Origin of the sequence: Microcoleus sp. D3_18_C2 (assembly GCF_036702395.1) — a bacterium.
Taxonomy (GTDB): Bacteria; Cyanobacteriota; Cyanobacteriia; order Cyanobacteriales; family Microcoleaceae; genus Microcoleus.
Genome location: NZ_JAUBTG010000019.1, coordinates 19,569 through 38,180, shown reverse-complemented (window position 1 = coordinate 38,180; position 18,612 = coordinate 19,569). Strand labels below are relative to the sequence as shown.

Sequence of the window (18,612 nt, the reverse complement as noted above, 5' to 3'; positions counted from 1 at the left end):
TCGATTGACCAAGAATTTATTGAGGGTACAAGCCCCCCCATTTATCCGTGGAATCAATCGAAAGCATCTCAAATCGAAAATCCTCAAGAAAGAGCATTTATCTCGCGCAAGTCAATTCTTTAATCTCAAATCTCAAATCTCAAATCTCAAATCGATTGACTTGATAGTCACCGTCAACCAACTGGTAAGGATCGCGAATTAAATAACTTACAATTTTAATTGTTATTGTGGGACGGGCGGGACGCCCATCCCACAATTTTGTGGAAGTTATTTAATTCTCATTCCTAAACAGAAAAAGTAGGTTGTTTAGGATTGCCAATATAGCGTCGCCCGCCAAGTCCCAAATAGTCCGCAATCCAGTATTCAGAAATGCCCAAAGCTTCGTAATCCACCAATTTGTAGCCATAATCATCCCGCCAATTGGTACTGACAACTTCGACAATTAGCCGGACAGAACTACCCATCGTAATGATAGATTCCTTTTTCCATCTCGGTTCGCTGTCCATCCCTTGCCTGTCCAAAACGATCGCATCCGGTTCGTAACCAGATAGCTCATACCATTTTAGATTTTAGATTTTAGATTTTAGATTAGCCATGAGTTACTGGATATGGGTTTGGAGCTTGCCTGCAGTGACATTATTTTTTTGTGAAACTTGTATCATAATTGGTGGCGACAACGCATTCTTTGGGAACGAAGTAAGGAAGTCCTAGTCGTCGGATTTCAAAGTTGAGTTCAGCGACAAGGAAGCCCGCTACTTCTGAATGTTCTCCGGTTGCTTTAGGCATCTCAACAATAGCTCCATTGTGCAGTTCGTAACGGTTTTCAGAATTTTCAGGATACCAGTCAATAAATTCATCGAAGGTGACTGGTTTTAATATCGCTTGAGTCATGGCGATCGCCCTTTATTTGATTTATGATATTGTTATTGTATCCGTTATAATTTACATCTTGCATCATTATCAAGAACAGGCAAGATGCCTGTTCCACGAAAAGTGAATTTTATTGTGGAACAGGCCGAAAAGCCTGTTCATAAAAGGCTTGTTGAGAATGGTGCAACATCTCAGTTATAATATATTGATTTTATCTCAAACAACCAGCTCGATCGACATTCCATCAATCCCAAATCCAAATTACTCCAAAATCAATCAATTCAAAATCTAAAATCCAAAATCTAAAATCTAAAATATATGAGATCGATCGACGAAATCAACGATAAAATCAGCCAGGGCAAAGCCACAGTCTGGACAATCGAAGAACTCAAAACAAGAGTTCAAGAAACCAGCATTACCCAAGCAGCCAAAGAAGTCGATGTGATTACCACCGGCACCTTCGAGCCGATGGAATCCTCCGGTGCAATCATCAACCTCGGCCATACTGACCCGCCGATAAAAATCCGCCAGTGCTGGCTAGACGGCGTTTTAGCCTACTCCGGCTTCGGCGCAGTAGACCTCTACCTGGGAGCCACCCAAGTAGCCGAAGACGGCGAAGAATCCGGCGAACGGGGAGGCGGACACGTCATCGAAGACTTAATAGCCGGCAAACCCGTGCAGTTGCGGGCTTTGGGGCAAGTAACAGACTGCTACCCCCGCGCCTCCTTTGAAACCACGATTACCCGCGATACAATCAACCAGTTTTATTTATTCAATCCCCGCAACGCATATCAAAACTTTATTGTTGGCGTCAATGGAGGCGATCGCCCGCTGTTCACCTACCTCGGCCCCCTGCAACCAAACCTCGGCAACGCCGTCTACTCGAACCTTGGAGCCATGTCTCCCCTGCTCAACGACCCCGACCTCGAAATCATCGGCATCGGCACCCGCATCTTCCTAGGAGGCGCTCAGGGCTACATCACCTGGGAAGGAACCCAGCACTTCCCGCTGCAAAAACGCCAGCCCAACCGCACCCCCATCGGCCCCGCTGCCACCCTCGCACTCATCGGCGACGCCAAACAGATGAACTCCAAATGGGTGCGCGGCTGCTACTTCAAAAACTACGGCCCATCCCTGATGCTGGGAGTCGGCATTCCGTTTCCCGTCTTAAACGAAACCGTCGTCGCCCACTGTGCAGTATCAGACAAAAAAATAGTAGCGCCGGTGGTAGATTTCTCTATCCCCCGGCGCGTTCGTCCCACCTTCGGTTTAGTTAGCTATGCTCAATTAAAGACTGGCCGCATCCTGATAGAGGGCAAACCTGTGCGGGCCGCCCCCCTTGCGAGTATGTTTCTCTCCCGGCAAGTAGCATTGGAATTGAAGCAGCAAATTGAAGCGGGTCAATTTACCCTCACGGCCCCAGTTGCTCCCCTACCCACTGACAGAGTATTTCTCCCGCAAGATTTGTGGGGTGCACAAGTCCGGCTCGAATAAAGGATTTTAGATTGGCGATTTAGCGGTTGTAAATTAGTCTTGGACAGACTAATCTAAAATCTAAAATCTAAAATCTAAAATTGGTTCATTCCTCGATCGGCTTAGGCTTCTTAACCGGCTTAGGAAGAGGTTCCTTGGGGACAGGCGGTGGTGCTGCTGCGGACTTGATGGTAGGACGCCCTACAGGAGCACCGTCACCCTTCGGCTTAGGAGTAAACGGACGCTTCCCTCCTCCTTTGAAGCCACCGGGCGGCTTGCTGCCGGGGGGGAATTTCCGCTTTTTAATCGGCAGGGCACCAATATTATTAGCCTGCTCAATCATCAGACTCTCAGCTTTCAATTTGACGTGGAAATCCCAAAAAAACCCGATCGCTTTTGTTGCTAAATCTCCCTTGAGTTTCAACTTAAAAAACTTCATCTTGTCGTCATTCTTGCGGGGAGCTTGCTTGATTTTGACGATGACATACTTTTCTTCGTCTTGGGATTGATAAATCACCTCACCTCTAATCGAAAAATAGCCATCTTCAACATCAGGTTCCGAGGAAGGCAAAGATGCGGTCGATGCTTCGCCGCTAGCCTCAATCTCCGCTGCTTCCTGATTTTCTTCCTCATCAGAGGACGGTTCGGGAGATTTCTTGAGCGTTTCCGGCTCCCAAACCCCCATAATCTGGGCGTGCAATTTGCCGTCTTCTTGCCTGGTGCGGGGATAGACCACCCACAGGTGTTCTTGTTCCAGCTCCAGGTGATTTTTGACTAAACTCATAACTCTACCCAGCAAAACTGCGTCGATGGCAGTTCCGTCGGCAGCTATCAGCATACCCCGGGTGAATTGCTCTTCTGATGGCGTGTAGCGGCCCCGCACCAAACCAACAGCTCGGTACTGTCTGGGTTCGCTGGGGGGGGGAATGGGATGTTGGCGCATGACGGAGGGTATGTCCTCAGCGGCCTGACTTTCGTTAGCGGCCGGCTCGGCGTTTGCGGGCGGTACGACTGCTAGGGCTGGAGTATCGCTGACAGGTGTCGAAGACGCTGCAGGCGCGGGGGGTGCAGGAGCATTGCTGGGCTGGTCTTGTGGCTTTGTTTTGTCCTTGTCGGGGGCAGAACTGTAGCGTGGTCGTTGCAGCCTATCCTTGGACGCTGGGGCGTCTGTTGGTGTTGCCGGTTGATTTTGGTCAACAGGTGCAGCCAACGCCGAAGGCACCGAACTTTCGTCTGGTGTCTCAGGAATGGAATCTGTATCATTAGGCGGATTGACGGCCAGTTCGCTGGGCTGAGCCTTGCGATTTGAAGTAGATTTGGACGATTTGGAAGACCGGTTGGGAGAGGGGTTCATAAAAACTCCTTGCAGCGGAGACACATCCCTTAAGGGAAATTAGGAATAAACTGAAGAAACTGCTTTAAAAACTACTAGCACCTGACAGGCGGGCTTGCGCCCGGAGGTCTGGTTGTGACCCGTCAACGCCAACTTTCAACGCTACGTGTGCCGATCGGTTCGCTGGCTGCTACAATCCTTGCGAGCAAGGACTTTGGCAGTTGCTGACCGATCGATCGCCGATCGCGCTGAGCTGGAGTTGCTGGCTAATAGCATTTAGGATATTCAGCTTGCCTATTTTACTTAATCCAATTACCTAACGGCCTGATCCGCCATATTTTCGGTAATTTTTAGCTTGACCAGACTAAATTGGACAGACACCGCAGTCCTTGGGGCTGCAGGTCCCAGTGTCCAAAATTGTTTAGCTAGCATGGAGTTGTGGGTCTGTTACCATATTAGCTGCAAGTAAAAGGCTGCTTTGTCCGTTCGGACTTTGAAGTTAAGAACTTTTATGGTTGCATGGATCTAGTTAAATGGCAGATGCCCCTGGGCGATGCGTTAATTCTTAGAAAATAGTAGATTTTAAGCTGGGATAGTTGAATTATGGAAAAAGCAAATAAGCGTCGTGGGTTGATTACTGTGGTGGTGGTGCTGTCGCTCATCGCTTTTTTGGGATTTTCTCTCGTTCCCATTTTGGACAGTATTCTCAAGGCCAGCCAAGCCCAAAGTACGTCAACTCCAACACCTACTCAAACGGCGCAGTCTGGGGAGAAGCAATCAGAGTTGCTGCAAGCTCAGGCTAGGGGATACGAATTGGTTTTGCAGCGGGAACCTGACAACGTAACGGCTTTGCGGGGATTGTTGCAGGTGCGACTGGAGTTGATCGGGCAAGGAGTCGGCGACATTAAGGATGCGATCGCTCCTTTGGAAAAGTTGGCTTCGCTGAATCCAGAGACTACTGAATACGGGATTTTGCTGGCTCAGGCTAAGGAACGCACGGGCGATCGCGAAGGGGCTGCTCAGGCTTACAGGTCAATTTTAGCGTCTAGGCCTGGGGAAATTAAGGCTTTGCAGGGGTTGGTGAATTTGCTGCTGGTGCAGCAGCGGCCGGAAGCTGCGATCGGACTGCTGCAAGATACGTTGAAAGCTGCTCCGGCTGCAAATCTGGCGAAACCGGAAAGTGTGGATGTAACTTCAGTGCAGTTGATTTTGGGACAGGTTTATGCTGTGCAGAAGCGCTACGAGGAGGCGATCGCAATTTATGACGAATCTGCTAAGGCTAATCCCAAAGATTTTCGCCCGACTTTAGGAAAGGCGATCGTGCTGAAGGAACAGGGCAAAACAGATGAGGCAAAAACGCTGTTCGATCGAGCTACTGAGTTAGCTCCTCCTAACTATAAAGACCAAATTAATCAGTTAGCTAGTGGCACTCCTTCGCCATCTCCTGCGGCTACGACGACTCCGGAACCGGCTGCTTCTCCTAGTCCTGAAGGTGCGCTACCGAAACCTTAAGGAAAGTTTTAAGTAAAAAAGTTTTGAGTTGTCAGTGAAAGAGTTTGAAGTTAAAAACTTAATCGTTTAAAATCAAAACTATTCGCTTTCTTCTTCATTACGCAGAACTTAGGAAAAGGAACCCGGTTTCTACGATAAATCTTAGTTGGACGACGACAGATAGGGAGCATCTCACTTTTGCAGCCAAGCTAGAAATTGGAGTTTTGAGGCAGGAGGCAGGAGGCAGGAGGCAGGAGGAAAGAGGAAGAAGGAAAGAGGAAGAAGGAAGGAGCCAGAAGAAGTGTTTTTACAAATATGAGATGCTCCCGACAGATACAGGTCGAAACCGGGTTTCTAAGTCCTCGCGCCCAGCGTCCTGTTACCGACTACCAATTACTAATTACCAATTAGGTAAGACCTCGGAGGGAATTATGACCCAAAGCGTTGACCGCGTTGTTCTACCTCCTGCTTTTCCAGACCACACTCAATTACCAGAGTCAGACGGTACTTTTGTGAAAAATTTTCAGGAGCATCCGCAAAGTTTAATTTTAACTGATTCGATCGGGCAAATTTTGCAGCAGCGCCATCCTGACGGACAATATGCGATCGGTCAAGACTGTGGCATTTACTGGCGAGAAACCGAGCCGCCGGAACAAGGTGCAGAAGCTCCTGATTGGTTTTATGTTCCCAATGTACCTCCTAACATTGACGGTCAAATTCGCCGTTTCTACGTGCTGTGGCGAGAACACATAGCACCGTTAATTGCTTTGGAATTTGCTAGCGGGAACGGGGATGAAGAGCGCGATCGCACTCCTTTGTCTCGCACCGAGGAAGGGGTAATAACCAAACCGGGAAAGTTTTGGGTGTACGAACAGGTGATGCGAATTCCCTATTACGGCATCTATGAAATTAACAGCGGTCGATTAGAAGTTTATCGATTGATTGAGGGGTATTATCAACAGTTAGAACTCAATCAACGCGGTCATTTTCCCATTGCATCTTTAAGCATAGAATTGGGACTTTGGCAAGGCAGTTATCAAAATCAAACAATGCTTTGGCTGCGCTGGTGGGACGAGGAAGGTAATTTGCTGTTGATTGGCGATGAAAGAGCAGAATTAGAGAGATTGCGAGGGGAACAACAGCGGGAAAGAGGTGAACAAGAAAGATTGCGAGCCGAGAGTGCAGAACAGGCACGACAAGCTGAATTTCAGGCAAGAAGGGATGCAATTCCCAGGTTGTTGGGAATGGGTTTGAGTGCGGAACAGGTGGCGGAGGCGTTAAATTTATCTGTGGAGGAAGTTAGGGATAATGCTGGAGAGTGAGATAGTGAGAGAGAATTGGGGAAAAGGGCGATCGGTCTTAATAGACTTCATCATGAGAACCCATTTTGAGCAATAAAATAGCTTCCTCCTCATCTTCTGGATCGGTCACAAACTCAAATAAAATCCGATAATCATAATCTATTGAACACGACCAGATACCCGATAAATCTCCTGTCAGTTTGTGAGTTCGCAAGCTGGGGTTAAAGCAGTCTTCAGACAAAAGTTCAAGCGTAGCTTCAATTAAAAGGCGAAGCTGAGGATTTTTACGAACTAACTTTTTGAAAGTACGAATAGATTTGGGAGTCCAACCAATTTTCATCAATCATCTAACTCCGCCATAAAATCGGCTACCGAACCAAATTTAACATTGCCCTCAGCATACTCTTGACGAACTTCTGCAACTTCCTTGAGTAATTCATTTCGTCGCTGTTGTCGCAGACGATTCTGAAGAATATCTAGAAGCATGGCTTGATCTTCTAATGATAAAACTTCTACAGCTTCAAGAGCTTGCTGGAATTGAGATGTCTGTGTCGTTTTACTCATATTTTTTTTCTACTTATAATCACGATATTTTGTATTTGTTTTAGCAAGACTTATCCTAAGCTAGCATTTTTTAGTTGTGATGTGGAGAAATCCTGAGACGACTTTCAAAAGGAACACATTAGGTGTGAACGGCCCGCCCTACAAATTAATACCACATTTGCATCTTCTACAATCGCTTCTCACCCGTGCATCCTAAAGCAATCTACAAGGCGAGCTTACTCAGTAGTCACATAGAGCTTTACGAACCTCGATTTCTTCAGCAGCGATTTCGATGGCTTCGGGAACCCTTTGTTTATCGATAATGCCTGCATCAATGAGTGCATCAACGATCAAAGCCGCTAGCTGCTCGCTTGTTAAAGTTGATTTGGCTTCTTCGTTCTTAAATTCCTTTTCGGGAAGTTCGCGCATTGTTTTCTTTATCCTCTTTTTTTGCTGTTTAAAATTAGTAAGGTGGGCATCGCCCACCCGTACAAATTAATACTTCCTCTCCTGTGGCTCAAACATCGTAATCGCCACTGGCATATAAGCCAAATCAATCCCCGCCGGCGAATAATACGCCATTGTATGCTTCAAAAAATTGCCGTCATCGCGCTCAGTAAAATCTTCCCGCGAATGAGCTCCCCGACTTTCCTGCCGATTCAAAGCAGAAGTTAAAATCATTTTTCCGACAATAATCAAACTCCGCAACTCCAAAGCTTCCACAATTTCCGTATTCCATAACTTGCCTTTATCGTCTAAGTAAACCTCTTCATATTGTCGCTCTAAATCCTCCAATTTCTTTAAACCTTCCTGCATCAATTCGGCGCTACGAAATACACCACAATACTCAGTCATAGTATCTTGATACTGCTGCCGTATTTGATTGATGCGGTATTTTCCCGGACGTTCTAAAAGTGCCTGAATTTGCTCTTTTGCTTCCGTAATATAACGCTGTTCGTCTACTGTCGGCAACTTGCGATTTTGTACGAATTGTGCTATGGTTGCGCCAGTGACTTTGCCGTAAACGACACATTCTAAAAGCGAATTGCTGCCCAAACGGTTGGCGCCGTGAACAGATACACAAGCTGCTTCGCCCGCTGCAAAGAAACCGTCTACTAAACTGTCAGGACTGCTGCGAACTTGCCCGCTAACATTAGTAGGAATTCCCCCCATTGAATAGTGAACGGTAGGGCGCACAGGCATCGGCTGATTTACGGCATCAATTCCTAACAAACGGTGGGCTTCTTCCCAAGCAAAAGGAATTTTGCTCATGATTTTTTCGCGTCCCATGTGCCGCAAATCGAGGTAGATAAAGGGGCCGCCGGCACTACCATCAACATTAATTCCTCGGCCGGCGCGAATTTCTATGGAAATTGACCGCGAAGTGATATCCCTAGGCGCTAATTCCATCCGGGACGGGGCATAATTTGCCATAAATCGATCGCCCTCTGAATTAATCAAATAAGCACCTTCGCCCCGCACAGCCTCTGAAATCAACACTCCCACCGGATACAAACCAGTCGGGTGAAACTGCACAAACTCCATATCTTCCAGTGGCAATCCCGCCATAGCAGTCATCGCCAAACCGTCTCCCGTCGAGGCGTAATCGTTCGACGTGGTATTGTAAACTCGGCCGTAACCCCCCGTAGCAAACATCACCGCCTTAGCGCGCACGACCTCAATTTGACCGTCTAGCAGGCTGTACATAACTACGCCCTTGGCTTGGCCTTCTTCCAAAATCAGGCGCGTAACATACCACTCCTGATAGATGTGAACTCCGCAGCGGCGCAGATTGTTGACTAATTCGTGGAGGATGGCGTGACCGGTTTTGTCGGCGGCGTAGCAGGTGCGGCGGTGGGAATGTCCGCCGAAAGCGCGCTGGGCAATTCTGCCGTCTGGGAGGCGGGAGAAGAGCACTCCCATGTGTTCTAAATCTATGACTACACCGGGCGCTTCGCGGGTGAGGATTTCTACCGCGTCTTGGTCGGCTAAATAGTCTGAACCTTTTACTGTGTCGAAGGCGTGGGCTTTCCAACTGTCTTCGGGATCGACATTTTGGAGGCTGGAGGCCATCCCACCTTGGGCTGCGACGGAGTGCGATCGAATCGGGTGAGTTTTAGCGACGACAGCTACCTTTAAACTGGGGTCAGTCCGGGCAATTTCTACTGCGGCGCGGCAACCTGCTAAACCGCCGCCTACAATGATTACGTCGTGTTCTAGCATCTTTTTGAATTATTTTGAGTGTTCTGCTCAACTTATGGTGACGCAAAAAAAAACTTCCCACCAAAAGAGCAGGAAGTTTTTTAACTTTTGATTTGAATGGGAAATCAAAAGTTAAAATTTCACATTGGACTAGCCGGCGCTTTCGACAGGCTGCTGATTGGACTGATTTCCCGTTGCAGAAGGTTGAGTTTCCGTACCGGGTTCTACAGCAAGCACTTCAATGTTATTTAGCAGAGTTGTAACGAAAGCAAACAGCAAGAAGGGCAGAGACAGCACTAAAATCAAGCCGACGGTAGCCAAGGCGAAGATTTGGCGGGCGCTACTCCACAAGGCGAGTGCCGACGCTAGACTTAGGAAGATGACTATCAGCCAAACAATGATTTGACCGTAAATGTCGCCAAAGGTGAGCGTACATTTAAGGCGATAGTTTTGGATGTTATTCATTTGATGCCTCGCGAGATTGCTATTACGACTTGTCCAAAAATACTTTGACAGTGTGTCAATGGCCACTGTAAATTTCTAAGTTTAGCTGCCGCAACCTGGTTTTAGGGCTGTTTTAAACATTTTTATAGAAGTTTGCAACAACACTTTATGAATTTTTGTTTCTGACTGGGAAATTTGGCCGAAACAAGACTTACGCACTCCGACAAAGAAACCGGGTTTTTTACTGTTTTGGCGGGCTGTAACGCGTCTTTTCGCAAAAAACCCGGTTTCTGGCAACCCCTGCGTCCAGGACTAAGCTGTTCTGAATCTAAATCGTATTTTTTGTGCGGGCTATAAGCCCAACCCCTACTCCCCACAAGAACTTTATCAAATTTTAGTTCACAGTTTAAATGTCCAACAGCTTACGAAACAAAGGCACAAGGGGAAAGTCTACTTTTTGAGGGAGCCCCGACTTGGTAAAGAAATGTTAAGCTGCGTGGAAATGGAATCAACCTTTATAGCGTCGCACCTGTCTTTTCGCCCATGTCTTCAGAGAGCAAATTGCTGATTTCGCGCTGTTTCCTGGCTGGTTTGGGAACGCAGATGTTTATGTACCGCGAAGACCGGATTCCCCAAGAGAGTCCGGTTCTGGTGGTGAGCAATCACCGCAGTTTCTTAGATCCTGTGCTGCTGACGGCGGCTTTGGGTCGATCGATCCGCTTTGCTTGTCATCATTACATGGGTCAAGTTCCGGTGATGAGGGAAGTGGTCACGACTTTCGGCGCTTTCCCCTTGGAAGCACCGGAACACCGACAGCAGCATTTTTTCTCTCAAGCAACAGCGCTACTGCAAGGCGGGGAGATGGTGGGGGTGTTTCCAGAGGGTGCAGAACCGATGGTGAAGCTGACTGGCCCGAATACTGTGGGGAAGTTTCAGCGGGGATTTGCTCATTTGGCTTTGCGGGCGCCGGTGCGGGATTTGGCAGTTTTGCCGGTGGCGATTAGTTCCTTTGAGGAACAGTCAATACGATCGGGTGTACCGCTGAAGTTGTTGAGTTTGTTCGATCCTTCGGAACCGCTGTTCGATCGATCAGGGTGGCATCCTGTGATAATTTATCAGCGAGTTAATGTTTTAATCGGCCGGCCTTATTGGATTACTGTCGAGAGACAGCAGCAATATCAAGGCAAAAAAGCCAAAGCAGTTGTTGCTGAACTCACCAACCACTGTCAGGGGGAAATTGCCGAATTACTCCAACGAGGTTGTTTGTAAGTTTGTTGACTGTTGACTGTTGACTGTTAACTATTGGCTGGTGTCAGCTTTCCAATCTAAAATCTAAAATCTAAAATCTAAAATCGATTGACTTGAATCATGGCAAATGCTAACAACAAGGTTCGTTTCCTAACCCCCAAACCCCCGAAACCCGATCGCCCTTTATTTGTATTTCTGCCCGGTATGGACGGGGGCGGTTTGCTGCTGCGCTCCCAAATTCCTAAATTAGCCAATCATTTCGACATTCGTTGCTTAACTATACCGGCTGACGACATGGCTAGTTGGGAGGTACTTGTTAGCGAAACAATTGCCTTAATTGAAGCAGAAAAGCAAGCCGGAAAGCCGAAGCGGCCGGTTTATCTGTGCGGCGAGTCATTTGGGGGCTGTTTAGCGATGAAAGTTGTGTTAGAAGCTCCTCAATTGTGCGATCGATTAATTTTAGTCAATCCAGCTTCTTCGTTTCGACAGCAGCCTTGGGTGCAGTGGGGCTCGTATCTGACTCAGTGGCTGCCGGCCAACCTTTATCCGCTGTCGGTAATCGGTTTATTGCCGATATTAGCATCATTAGGAAAGATTGGGCGCGACGATCGCCGCGCTTTGCTAGAAGCGATGCAAGCAGTACCGCAAAACACGTCTGTGTGGAGATTGGCGTTAGTGCGATCGTTTAATGTTGACGAAAATCAGTTGCGCGGTATCAAACAGCCGACGTTAGTAATTGCTAGCGGTGCCGATCGGCTGCTGCCTTCTTTAGCAGAAGCGAAGCTTTTAGTCAAGGTAATTCCCAAAGCTGAAATGGTGCTGCTGGCTAACAGCGGTCATGCTTGTTTGTTAGAAACAGATGTTAACCTTTATGGGATTATGCAAGCTCGCAATTTTTTGACAAAATCCGAAGAAAATCTGTCATTAGTCAATAGTCATTAGTCATGGGGCATGGGGCATGGGGCATTGGGCATCTCCGAAAAACAATCTTATCGGCATCAGCAATTAGCAATTAAGTAGATGAGTGGGAAAATACATAAGTATGTCATAGCTGCATGAAACGAAGTGAAACGAAGCAATCGCAATGGTTCTGGCAGATTTACATTCCGTTACCTAGCGAGGTTTCTTTGCGCCTACCTACTTAATACCTCTTGGATGTCGATGGTCAGGAACTGCAATAATAGCTTCAATTAAGTTCAGAGACTGTTGGCGAATTAAAAAAGGGTAATACCCCTCATAGGTAAAATGTAGATAGTGTAGGTTGGGTAGAGCGCGAGCGAAACCCAACTCTTTTAAAATAATGTGTTGGGTTTCGCTGACGCTCTACCCAACCTACTACATCTATGTGAGAAACACCGCGAGTGCTGGTTTTAGAGGTGAGGGGTGAAACCCTATGTGAATTCGCCAACAGTCTCTTAAGTTCATTAGCGATACACCGAGTTAGGATAGTATTTGCGATCGGGTCAGACCCGATCGCAAATACTATGATACATTGCTTTTTCAAGCCTATGCCTTTAGATGTGCGCTTCCTGACGTAATTCTTTATCCCTGCGTCGCACGTACACGAACAGATCGACTAAACCCAGGTATATCATCCCTTCCTATATGGGTTACTCTTGCCGGAACTATATACACGCTTCTGGATATACATTGTTCCGTGGGGGTAGCGTTTAATCTTTCCATTTTTATGTCACTTGAGTTGGAACTTGCCATATAAATCAATATTAGGGAACCCGGTAAGTTATCAGTTGTCTGGAAGCAAATCGTCATATTGCTCCTATTTTGTGGCTTAAAATCGACATCCTCTTGAAGACCGAGAGTCTTCTCTCCTAATAAAATTTTTTGTGCTAAGGCTGTACTGGCGAAACTAAAAGAGATGCCAACAGCAGCCATTAAAACTGCTGGTAGTTTTTTGACAATGCTCATACGACAATACCTCGTTTGTTGAAATTTAGGTTGATTAGTGGTTTTTTCTTCCCACATCTTTTAGACGTTTTCCCACCGCAATTTGGGAATTTTTCGAGTTACAGGCAAATTTTCTCTCCCAAAACCCACACTCAACCCCTCTAACCCTTTCCCAGATTGCTTTTGGGCTGCTGCAAAATTTTCTCGACTTCCCCACGCGCCGCCCAACCTATCAGCTACGCCCTTGGGTTTACCTGGGGGATGCTACGCTTTTGCGATCTCACTCAATCCCATCATCTTCTGTGATCGCCCTCCAGCTTACGGCATCGTAGACATTGCACTGACAATTGAGAAGGTGCGTTACGAAGAGAGCGATCGCACCCTATAAGAGAAGTGCGATCAAACTGTCCTTACCCGCCGCAGGTATCGATCTTTTCAGTTCTTAACCTTTTCGTGTATAAAAAGTTATCGCAAAGAATAGGTCATTGTAATCATAATTTGGATCATTTGGATCTGTAGCAGAATCTTCGCATGCGTACTGGAATGTTGATACTAAAGTGGTTGCTTCATCATCATCAAGGTTTGCGCTATCTGTTATGTACGAAATACAGTTACCAAAGGTTAAGGTATATTTTTGCACCTTCCCATTGGATTTAGGAGGAGTAATAAAAGAACCAGTCACAGACTTAGATAAATCTATACTCTGGATTTCAGTATCTATATATACATGACCATCCTCGTCTTCCAGCTTGATTGTATGCGACTTCTCACTTTGAGCAGTAGCGTACCAGCTAACAGCTTCGCTAGGCTTGATTCTTAATACATCGGTATTGCATTGTATAATCCGAGACATAATTAGTTCTTGCTCCGTAGGTTTACTGCGTATGTTGACAACTGGAAATTTGAAACCCTTGCTGCGCATCGATGGCAGAATTTAAAGGTAATTTTCCTGTTCATCCTCATTTATTAGACGTTTCCCCACCCCAATTTGGGATTTTTTCGAGTTACAGGCAATTTTTCTCCCAAAAAATACACTCTCAACCCCTAGAACCCTTCCCCTTCTTACCCTTCAAGCGCAGCAAACTCTTCTCAACCTCCCCACGCGCTGGATACAACAACTGCTGACTCAAAGCACTTTCATAAGCCTGTATCGCCCCCAACGGATCTTTCAACCCCACCAAGGCTCTCCCTAACCAGTAGTCAGCCATAGCCGGGTTAAACGCTCTCAATTCCTGACATCCCTCACCGGCAACTTTCCACCAGCGCTGACTAGCCCCAACATCCCCCAGCACCTGGTAACTCTCCGCCAGCCACAGCGCCGTCGGTACGAATTGCAGAGAAATTCCCGCTGGTAACAACTTCCATCCTTTCTCCAACGCCTCCACCGCTTCTTGATGTTTAAGAGCCAAAGCCAACACCCGCCCATGACGAAACCAAGCATCAACTAACTGCGGCTGAAGTTTTGTGCCCTGCTCAGAAACACTACATCCTCGTTCAATCTCTTTGAAGTGTTCCACCAACACCCGCCCCGCAGTCGCCCAAACACTCCAACGTTCAGGAAATCGTTTCAGCATCTGTTCTACCACAAAACGCAATTCTTCCCAGCGTTTGGCAGCCGGTAAAATTTCACACAAGACCTGATAAATTGCACAATTATCGGGATACAGTTGATAAGCATTCGCCATCATCTGTGCTGCTTTTTGATAGTCTCCCGTGTCGTATAAGCACCTGCCATAGTAATACCAACCATAAGGATGATTGGGGTGTTGGGCGGTAAACTCTGCTAACACCTCCACACCTTGCCGCCAATCGCCTCGGAAGATGTGATAATAGCCCAGAGAATTGTGAGCCTCAGCCCCATGAGGAGTTTGTAGCAGTAAAGAGGTAATCATCTTTTTCGTCAGTTTCCCCTCTTCACCAGAAACTAATCTCATCTGAAGACGTTGCTCAATTTGTCGTTGCAGTACCCTAAAATCATTCGGAAATAGAGCTATAAGCTCGCTCAACAGCTCTGTTGCGGCGCTCATATCCCCCACCGCCAGATTCGCATCTTGGCTGTAAATCAACGCCACAACATCATCTGGGTTGATTGCCAAAATTGGCTCCACAGCACTGATCACGCCAAGATGATTTTCTATCTGCTGATACACCTGTATCAAAGCGAGCCGGTGAACGACTTTTTCAGGTTCTAAATGAGTTGCTAAATTAAAGGCAATAATTGCTTTGTCACTCTCACCCCGACAAACTGCAATCAATCCCTTGATATGATGCTGAGTCGCTTCGTTTTCGTAACACGACAAGGCTTTTTCATAGACTTCTATTGCCTCTTTTTCTCGTTTCATTAGCTGCAATAGTTTCCCTAGTTGCAGCCGCACACCCATTAATTGCGCTTGTCGCTCAATCACTTGATGATATTCGACAACCGCTTGTTGCCAGTCTCCCATCTGGTAAAGCAAATTAGCTAGTTCTAACCTTTTTTTCCATCCTTGGGGATATTTCTGAACATACTTACTTAAAGTGTTCAATTTCTGCTCTTGTCTAATTGGCTTTTCTTCTAAGAAAAAGTGAACATTCATCTCTAGCCCAGAAGATTGGCAGAACTGCACCAATGATGTGGCAAAGTATCCAGACATAATTTAGACTGGCTATAGATAAGGGGAAATAAAATAATTTACGTTAATCCGATTATGTCTTAGTTACTCAAACTAAACAAGCTATAAAAGATTAATTGTTAGCAAGGAAAATCAATGCGATCGCGTCAATCAATGGCTCTCTCGTAAACAAAAAGCGATATCTACAACGGGCGTTGCCTACGCACTCCGAAAAAAAGCGATCGCGCCCTTCGTCGAGTGGGCAAGATCGCTTTTTCTTCAATTTTTTGAACACTGAAATGGAGCAGCACTAAGTTGGTAATGTCCCCAAAGTCAAAGAGATTTCACTCTCACGCATTATGGATTATTTTACCTTTACATTTTTCTGGCTTCATCAAATATCTTGTCTAGCTCCTCGGAGTCCTTACGGTTGGCAGATTCCCCTGTATCGTCTGCCCAAATTGTTAGCATTCTAAAACATAGCTTAACTGATAACACTTTTTGAGTGTTGCAGTAATCAAATAATCTTGTCTTCCTGTCTGCTGGATTCTTCCATATCTCGTCAAATGATTTGAACGTGGCATATCCCCCAGGTACTTTACTCAGCATATCCCTGAACTGACCAGCAATTAAATAAGTATCTGGTGTTAAATTTAACTGCCTAGACGGAATACTTTCCACAGGAAGCTTTACCGTGTCTGACTGAAACTTTTCAGAGGTAATCGAGTTGGTAGCAGCAAAGCCGCTGACTGATGTAGATGACCACAGGAGACTTGCCACGAGTGCGATCTGGATTTTGCGGGATGTACTCATTTTTTGTTAAGAAAGATGTAACTAATGCCTAGACTCTAAGCGGTTTGATCTGACCGCTTATTTATTAGTTAGACGTTTTCCCACCCCAATTTGGGAATTTTTCGAGTTACAGGCAAATTTTCTCTCCAAAAATCTCCCCTCAACCCCTAGAACCCTTGCTCATCTTACCTTTTGGCTGCTGCAACATCTTCTCAACTTCCCCACATGCGGGATAAACAACGGCTGACTCAACGCACTTTCATCTCCAGACTGGAAGGGTAGTAGAGATGTAGGAATGATGGGTTGACACTCCCCGGCCTTGAAGGCGCGGGGATTCTTGGATCATCCAGTCGATTTGCTTGTTGATGTCACCACCAGCGAGTAGAGATCGGTCTGTCCCCCAGCGTGAATTCCGGCGTGCCCCGCCGTATTTAAATTAAATTTTGCCTGCTTTAACCCTTTCGCCAAAATGTTCAACGCAGCATTGTGGTCGCGATCCAATATCGTACCGCAACCACAAATATGGGTTCGAGTTGACAGGGTTTTCTTGACTAGATTGCCGCAATTTGAACAGTTCTGAGAGGTGTACTGTGGTGGAACAGCAATGACTGTTTTGCTGTACACTTTCCCGAAATATTCCAAATAATGATCAAGTTAGTGACCAGGCTGCATCGCTGATTGATTTAGCGAGCTTGTGGTTTTTAACCATATTCCGAACCTGAAGGTCTTCGTAGGCTACAAAATCGTTAGATTTTACCGCGCACAACGCCGTCTTTATGGCGAAGTCTTTACGCTGCCTGCTGACTTTCCGGTGTTTTCTTCCTAACTTGTTGATCGCCTTTTTCCGGTTCTTGGAACCTTTCTTTTTCCGAGAAACTCGCTTCTGCAATCTCTTCAAAGCTTTTTCACTCTTTCGGAGGTAGCGAGGATTAGGAACTGTTTCGCCGTCGCTATCAGTATAAAAGTGGTTCAATCCCACGTCTATTCCAATAACCTTACCAGTCGGAACAAGTTCCTCTTTCCGCTCCACGTTGATACAGAATTGGGCGTGGTAGCCATCGGCACGGCGCACAATCCTAATTCGTTTAATCTCATCAGGCGCATAAAAATGCAAATCCCGACTACCGATTAACTTGAATCTCCCAGCAGCAAATCAATCTTTAAATGTTAGGCATCTTTTGTCACTAGAAAGCGACCAACCGGACTGCTTGTACTCAACAGAGCGAGTATGTTTCTTGAACTGCGGGTATCCTTTTTTTCCTGGCTTCTTAGCTTTGCAGTTAGCAAAGAAACGCTGGATAGCAAAAATGGCACGTTCGGCGGAAGCCTGACGTGCCGTCGAATTAAGCTTGCCTGCCCATTCAAACTCTTTTGCCATAACGGCGCATTGTTTGTACAGGTCTACTAGCTTAATCCCTTGATTATCTATCCAATGTCTAAGAGTTTTGTTTCGCACAAATTGAGCCGTCCGAATCATGTTGTCGATGATTCGATACTGCTCCGCTTTGCCCTTCAACTTAAACTCTAATACTATCATTTCAATAGTCTACCACTATTACAGAAACTTTGATTTGCAAGTCTGTATCTTTAACGAATCTTCACAGTCTCTGTAATTAAAGCCGTCCTATAAGGACGGGGCTTTAGACCCAATTTCTTGGTAAAGTTTCCAGACATAGTACGGTGACTTGATAGCTAATTTCTTCATCCTGGCTTTTTGGGGGAATTAGTGATTCCCAATTGCATTGGGGTTGAGACTTTTCTGGCAAAGGAATTACCAACTTTAAGGCGGGCGAGGAAGAATTTAGAGGAGTATCATCTTCACCGGCCAGATATTTGGTTAAATGCCTTCGCAGAATACGTCCGGCTTTGGTCACGCATTTGCGGACGTTTTCTTCAGAGCATAGAAAGAGCTTGGCAATATCTTGATAAGATTTATTTTGGTAGTGGTATAAGACAAAAGTATCGCGGAGTCTGGGAGGCAAGGAGTCAATTTTGTGGTAGATATATGCCGGCAATTCCAGGTCTATAAGATTAGGTTCAGTAAATCCTAAGTTAGAATAAAGTGCGGGATAATCTTCAAGTTTAATCTCGTCTATGTTTTCAATTATTAATGTTTCTCGTTTTCGTTTTCGATGGAAATCTATGCAGAAGTTATAGAGAAGTTGAGTTAACCAAGCTTTAGGACATTTAATTTGAATTCCATAGTTTTGCCATTCATTCCAGGCTTTAAGCATTGCCTGACTCAATACTTCTTCGGCATCGAGTGGGTTTGAGTTCATCCACTTGAGACAGCAATGGGAAAGATAATCTTGATGCGCCTGCCATTCTTCCCAAAAAATTGTATTTTTATCTTCAGTTTCATCCCACAGGATTGATGCAGCCACTGATTGAGAAGATGACCTGATTTTTTGAGGTCTAT

The 18,612-nt window shown here is 46.0% G+C and carries 19 protein-coding genes and 2 pseudogenes; 7 read left to right on the top strand and 14 right to left on the bottom strand.

Translation table 11 applies throughout. The features are described from left to right. Positions 1 to 4 precede the first annotated feature (4 nt). Positions 5 to 202, top strand: coding sequence for a hypothetical protein (locus tag QUA88_RS14085; RefSeq protein WP_333272232.1), 198 nt, complete (start codon positions 5 to 7; stop codon positions 200 to 202). Positions 203 to 284: 82 nt separating this feature from the next. On the opposite strand, the pseudogene QUA88_RS14080 reads toward QUA88_RS14085, so the two are convergent. Further along, positions 285 to 548 (bottom strand): annotated as a pseudogene (locus tag QUA88_RS14080) (Uma2 family endonuclease); the annotation flags it as partial. An 88-nt stretch (positions 549 to 636) separates the two neighbouring features. Further along, positions 637 to 891 carry a Uma2 family endonuclease gene (locus tag QUA88_RS14075; protein WP_445243069.1) on the bottom strand — a complete coding sequence of 85 codons (255 nt, stop codon included), beginning with the start codon at positions 889 to 891 and terminating at the stop codon, positions 637 to 639. Between the two features lie 297 nt (positions 892 to 1,188). Between QUA88_RS14075 and QUA88_RS14070 the strand changes: the two genes are divergently transcribed. Next, positions 1,189 to 2,364, top strand: coding sequence for a homocysteine biosynthesis protein (locus tag QUA88_RS14070; RefSeq protein ID WP_333210414.1), 1,176 nt, complete (start codon positions 1,189 to 1,191; stop codon positions 2,362 to 2,364). Between the two features lie 85 nt (positions 2,365 to 2,449). Here QUA88_RS14070 and QUA88_RS14065 read toward each other — a convergent pair whose 3' ends face one another. After that, positions 2,450 to 3,697, bottom strand: coding sequence for a hypothetical protein (locus QUA88_RS14065; RefSeq protein ID WP_333272229.1), 1,248 nt, complete (start codon positions 3,695 to 3,697; stop codon positions 2,450 to 2,452). A 582-nt stretch (positions 3,698 to 4,279) separates the two neighbouring features. Here QUA88_RS14065 and QUA88_RS14060 point away from each other — a divergent pair. After that, on the top strand, positions 4,280 to 5,188 hold the full coding sequence (locus tag QUA88_RS14060) for a tetratricopeptide repeat protein (RefSeq protein ID WP_333261611.1): 909 nt from the start codon (positions 4,280 to 4,282) through the stop codon (positions 5,186 to 5,188). Positions 5,189 to 5,598: 410 nt separating this feature from the next. Further along, entirely contained in the window at positions 5,599 to 6,489 is an 891-nt protein-coding gene (locus QUA88_RS14055) for a Uma2 family endonuclease (protein WP_333272225.1), read from the top strand. Between the two features lie 37 nt (positions 6,490 to 6,526). Here the strand turns inward: QUA88_RS14055 and QUA88_RS14050 are convergent, their stop codons facing one another. The 5 genes from QUA88_RS14050 to QUA88_RS14030 form a co-directional block, all read right to left on the bottom strand. Next, complete coding sequence (locus tag QUA88_RS14050; protein WP_172191064.1) at positions 6,527 to 6,808, bottom strand: type II toxin-antitoxin system RelE/ParE family toxin; 282 nt, start codon at positions 6,806 to 6,808, stop codon at positions 6,527 to 6,529. Continuing rightward, positions 6,808 to 7,032, bottom strand: a complete 225-nt coding sequence (locus QUA88_RS14045) for a hypothetical protein (protein WP_096831014.1) — start codon at positions 7,030 to 7,032, stop codon at positions 6,808 to 6,810. The genes QUA88_RS14050 and QUA88_RS14045 overlap by 1 nt, the downstream gene beginning before the upstream one ends. A 219-nt stretch (positions 7,033 to 7,251) precedes the next feature. Next, positions 7,252 to 7,497, bottom strand: a complete 246-nt coding sequence (locus QUA88_RS14040) for a hypothetical protein (RefSeq protein ID WP_333210409.1) — start codon at positions 7,495 to 7,497, stop codon at positions 7,252 to 7,254. 9 nt (positions 7,498 to 7,506) lie between these two features. Then, on the bottom strand, positions 7,507 to 9,234 hold the full coding sequence (locus QUA88_RS14035; protein ID WP_333272222.1) for a succinate dehydrogenase/fumarate reductase flavoprotein subunit: 1,728 nt from the start codon (positions 9,232 to 9,234) through the stop codon (positions 7,507 to 7,509). A gap of 129 nt (positions 9,235 to 9,363) precedes the next feature. After that, positions 9,364 to 9,678 carry a hypothetical protein gene (locus tag QUA88_RS14030; RefSeq protein ID WP_333056259.1) on the bottom strand — a complete coding sequence of 105 codons (315 nt, stop codon included), beginning with the start codon at positions 9,676 to 9,678 and terminating at the stop codon, positions 9,364 to 9,366. A 522-nt stretch (positions 9,679 to 10,200) separates the two neighbouring features. On the opposite strand from QUA88_RS14030, the gene QUA88_RS14025 reads away from it, so the two are divergent. Next, positions 10,201 to 10,926: a lysophospholipid acyltransferase family protein gene (locus tag QUA88_RS14025; protein ID WP_333056260.1), complete on the top strand. Its 726-nt coding sequence runs from the start codon at positions 10,201 to 10,203 to the stop codon at positions 10,924 to 10,926. Between the two features lie 99 nt (positions 10,927 to 11,025). Continuing rightward, a complete protein-coding gene (locus QUA88_RS14020; protein ID WP_333056261.1) occupies positions 11,026 to 11,847 on the top strand; it encodes an alpha/beta hydrolase in 822 nt (273 codons plus the stop codon). A gap of 600 nt (positions 11,848 to 12,447) precedes the next feature. On the opposite strand, the gene QUA88_RS14015 is transcribed toward QUA88_RS14020, so the two are convergent. After that, the gene (locus QUA88_RS14015) at positions 12,448 to 12,831 is read right to left on the bottom strand and encodes a hypothetical protein (protein WP_333272218.1); all 384 of its coding nucleotides are present in this window, start codon (positions 12,829 to 12,831) and stop codon (positions 12,448 to 12,450) included. An 82-nt stretch (positions 12,832 to 12,913) separates the two neighbouring features. Between QUA88_RS14015 and QUA88_RS14010 the strand changes: the two genes are divergently transcribed. Then, a complete protein-coding gene (locus QUA88_RS14010) occupies positions 12,914 to 13,198 on the top strand; it encodes a hypothetical protein (RefSeq protein ID WP_333056263.1) in 285 nt (94 codons plus the stop codon). A 54-nt stretch (positions 13,199 to 13,252) separates the two neighbouring features. Here QUA88_RS14010 and QUA88_RS14005 read toward each other — a convergent pair whose 3' ends face one another. The 5 genes and pseudogenes from QUA88_RS14005 to QUA88_RS13975 form a co-directional block, all read right to left on the bottom strand. Further along, entirely contained in the window at positions 13,253 to 13,663 is a 411-nt protein-coding gene (locus tag QUA88_RS14005) for a hypothetical protein (RefSeq protein WP_333056264.1), read from the bottom strand. 184 nt (positions 13,664 to 13,847) lie between these two features. Beyond that, on the bottom strand, positions 13,848 to 15,443 hold the full coding sequence (locus QUA88_RS14000) for a tetratricopeptide repeat protein (protein WP_333272214.1): 1,596 nt from the start codon (positions 15,441 to 15,443) through the stop codon (positions 13,848 to 13,850). A 333-nt stretch (positions 15,444 to 15,776) separates the two neighbouring features. Next, positions 15,777 to 16,214 carry a hypothetical protein gene (locus QUA88_RS13995; RefSeq protein WP_333056266.1) on the bottom strand — a complete coding sequence of 146 codons (438 nt, stop codon included), beginning with the start codon at positions 16,212 to 16,214 and terminating at the stop codon, positions 15,777 to 15,779. A gap of 321 nt (positions 16,215 to 16,535) precedes the next feature. After that, positions 16,536 to 17,730 (bottom strand): annotated as a pseudogene (locus QUA88_RS29530) (RNA-guided endonuclease InsQ/TnpB family protein). Positions 17,731 to 17,833: 103 nt separating this feature from the next. Beyond that, positions 17,834 to 18,577: a sigma-70 family RNA polymerase sigma factor gene (locus tag QUA88_RS13975; RefSeq protein WP_333056271.1), complete on the bottom strand. Its 744-nt coding sequence runs from the start codon at positions 18,575 to 18,577 to the stop codon at positions 17,834 to 17,836. Between the last annotated feature and the right edge of the window lie 35 nt (positions 18,578 to 18,612).

Coding starts and splice junctions, on each gene's coding strand:
- QUA88_RS14065 (WP_333272229.1), bottom strand. CDS start 3,697: ATGAACCCCTCTCCCAACCGGTCTTCCAAATCGTCCAAATCTACTTCA.
- QUA88_RS14030 (WP_333056259.1), bottom strand. CDS start 9,678: ATGAATAACATCCAAAACTATCGCCTTAAATGTACGCTCACCTTTGGC.
- QUA88_RS14045 (WP_096831014.1), bottom strand. CDS start 7,032: ATGAGTAAAACGACACAGACATCTCAATTCCAGCAAGCTCTTGAAGCT.
- QUA88_RS14070 (WP_333210414.1), top strand. CDS start 1,189: ATGAGATCGATCGACGAAATCAACGATAAAATCAGCCAGGGCAAAGCC.
- QUA88_RS14035 (WP_333272222.1), bottom strand. CDS start 9,234: ATGCTAGAACACGACGTAATCATTGTAGGCGGCGGTTTAGCAGGTTGC.
- QUA88_RS14005 (WP_333056264.1), bottom strand. CDS start 13,663: ATGTCTCGGATTATACAATGCAATACCGATGTATTAAGAATCAAGCCT.
- QUA88_RS14000 (WP_333272214.1), bottom strand. CDS start 15,443: ATGTCTGGATACTTTGCCACATCATTGGTGCAGTTCTGCCAATCTTCT.
- QUA88_RS14050 (WP_172191064.1), bottom strand. CDS start 6,808: ATGAAAATTGGTTGGACTCCCAAATCTATTCGTACTTTCAAAAAGTTA.
- QUA88_RS14015 (WP_333272218.1), bottom strand. CDS start 12,831: ATGAGCATTGTCAAAAAACTACCAGCAGTTTTAATGGCTGCTGTTGGC.
- QUA88_RS14025 (WP_333056260.1), top strand. CDS start 10,201: ATGTCTTCAGAGAGCAAATTGCTGATTTCGCGCTGTTTCCTGGCTGGT.
- QUA88_RS13995 (WP_333056266.1), bottom strand. CDS start 16,214: ATGAGTACATCCCGCAAAATCCAGATCGCACTCGTGGCAAGTCTCCTG.
- QUA88_RS14075 (WP_445243069.1), bottom strand. CDS start 891: ATGACTCAAGCGATATTAAAACCAGTCACCTTCGATGAATTTATTGAC.
- QUA88_RS14060 (WP_333261611.1), top strand. CDS start 4,280: ATGGAAAAAGCAAATAAGCGTCGTGGGTTGATTACTGTGGTGGTGGTG.
- QUA88_RS14020 (WP_333056261.1), top strand. CDS start 11,026: ATGGCAAATGCTAACAACAAGGTTCGTTTCCTAACCCCCAAACCCCCG.
- QUA88_RS14055 (WP_333272225.1), top strand. CDS start 5,599: ATGACCCAAAGCGTTGACCGCGTTGTTCTACCTCCTGCTTTTCCAGAC.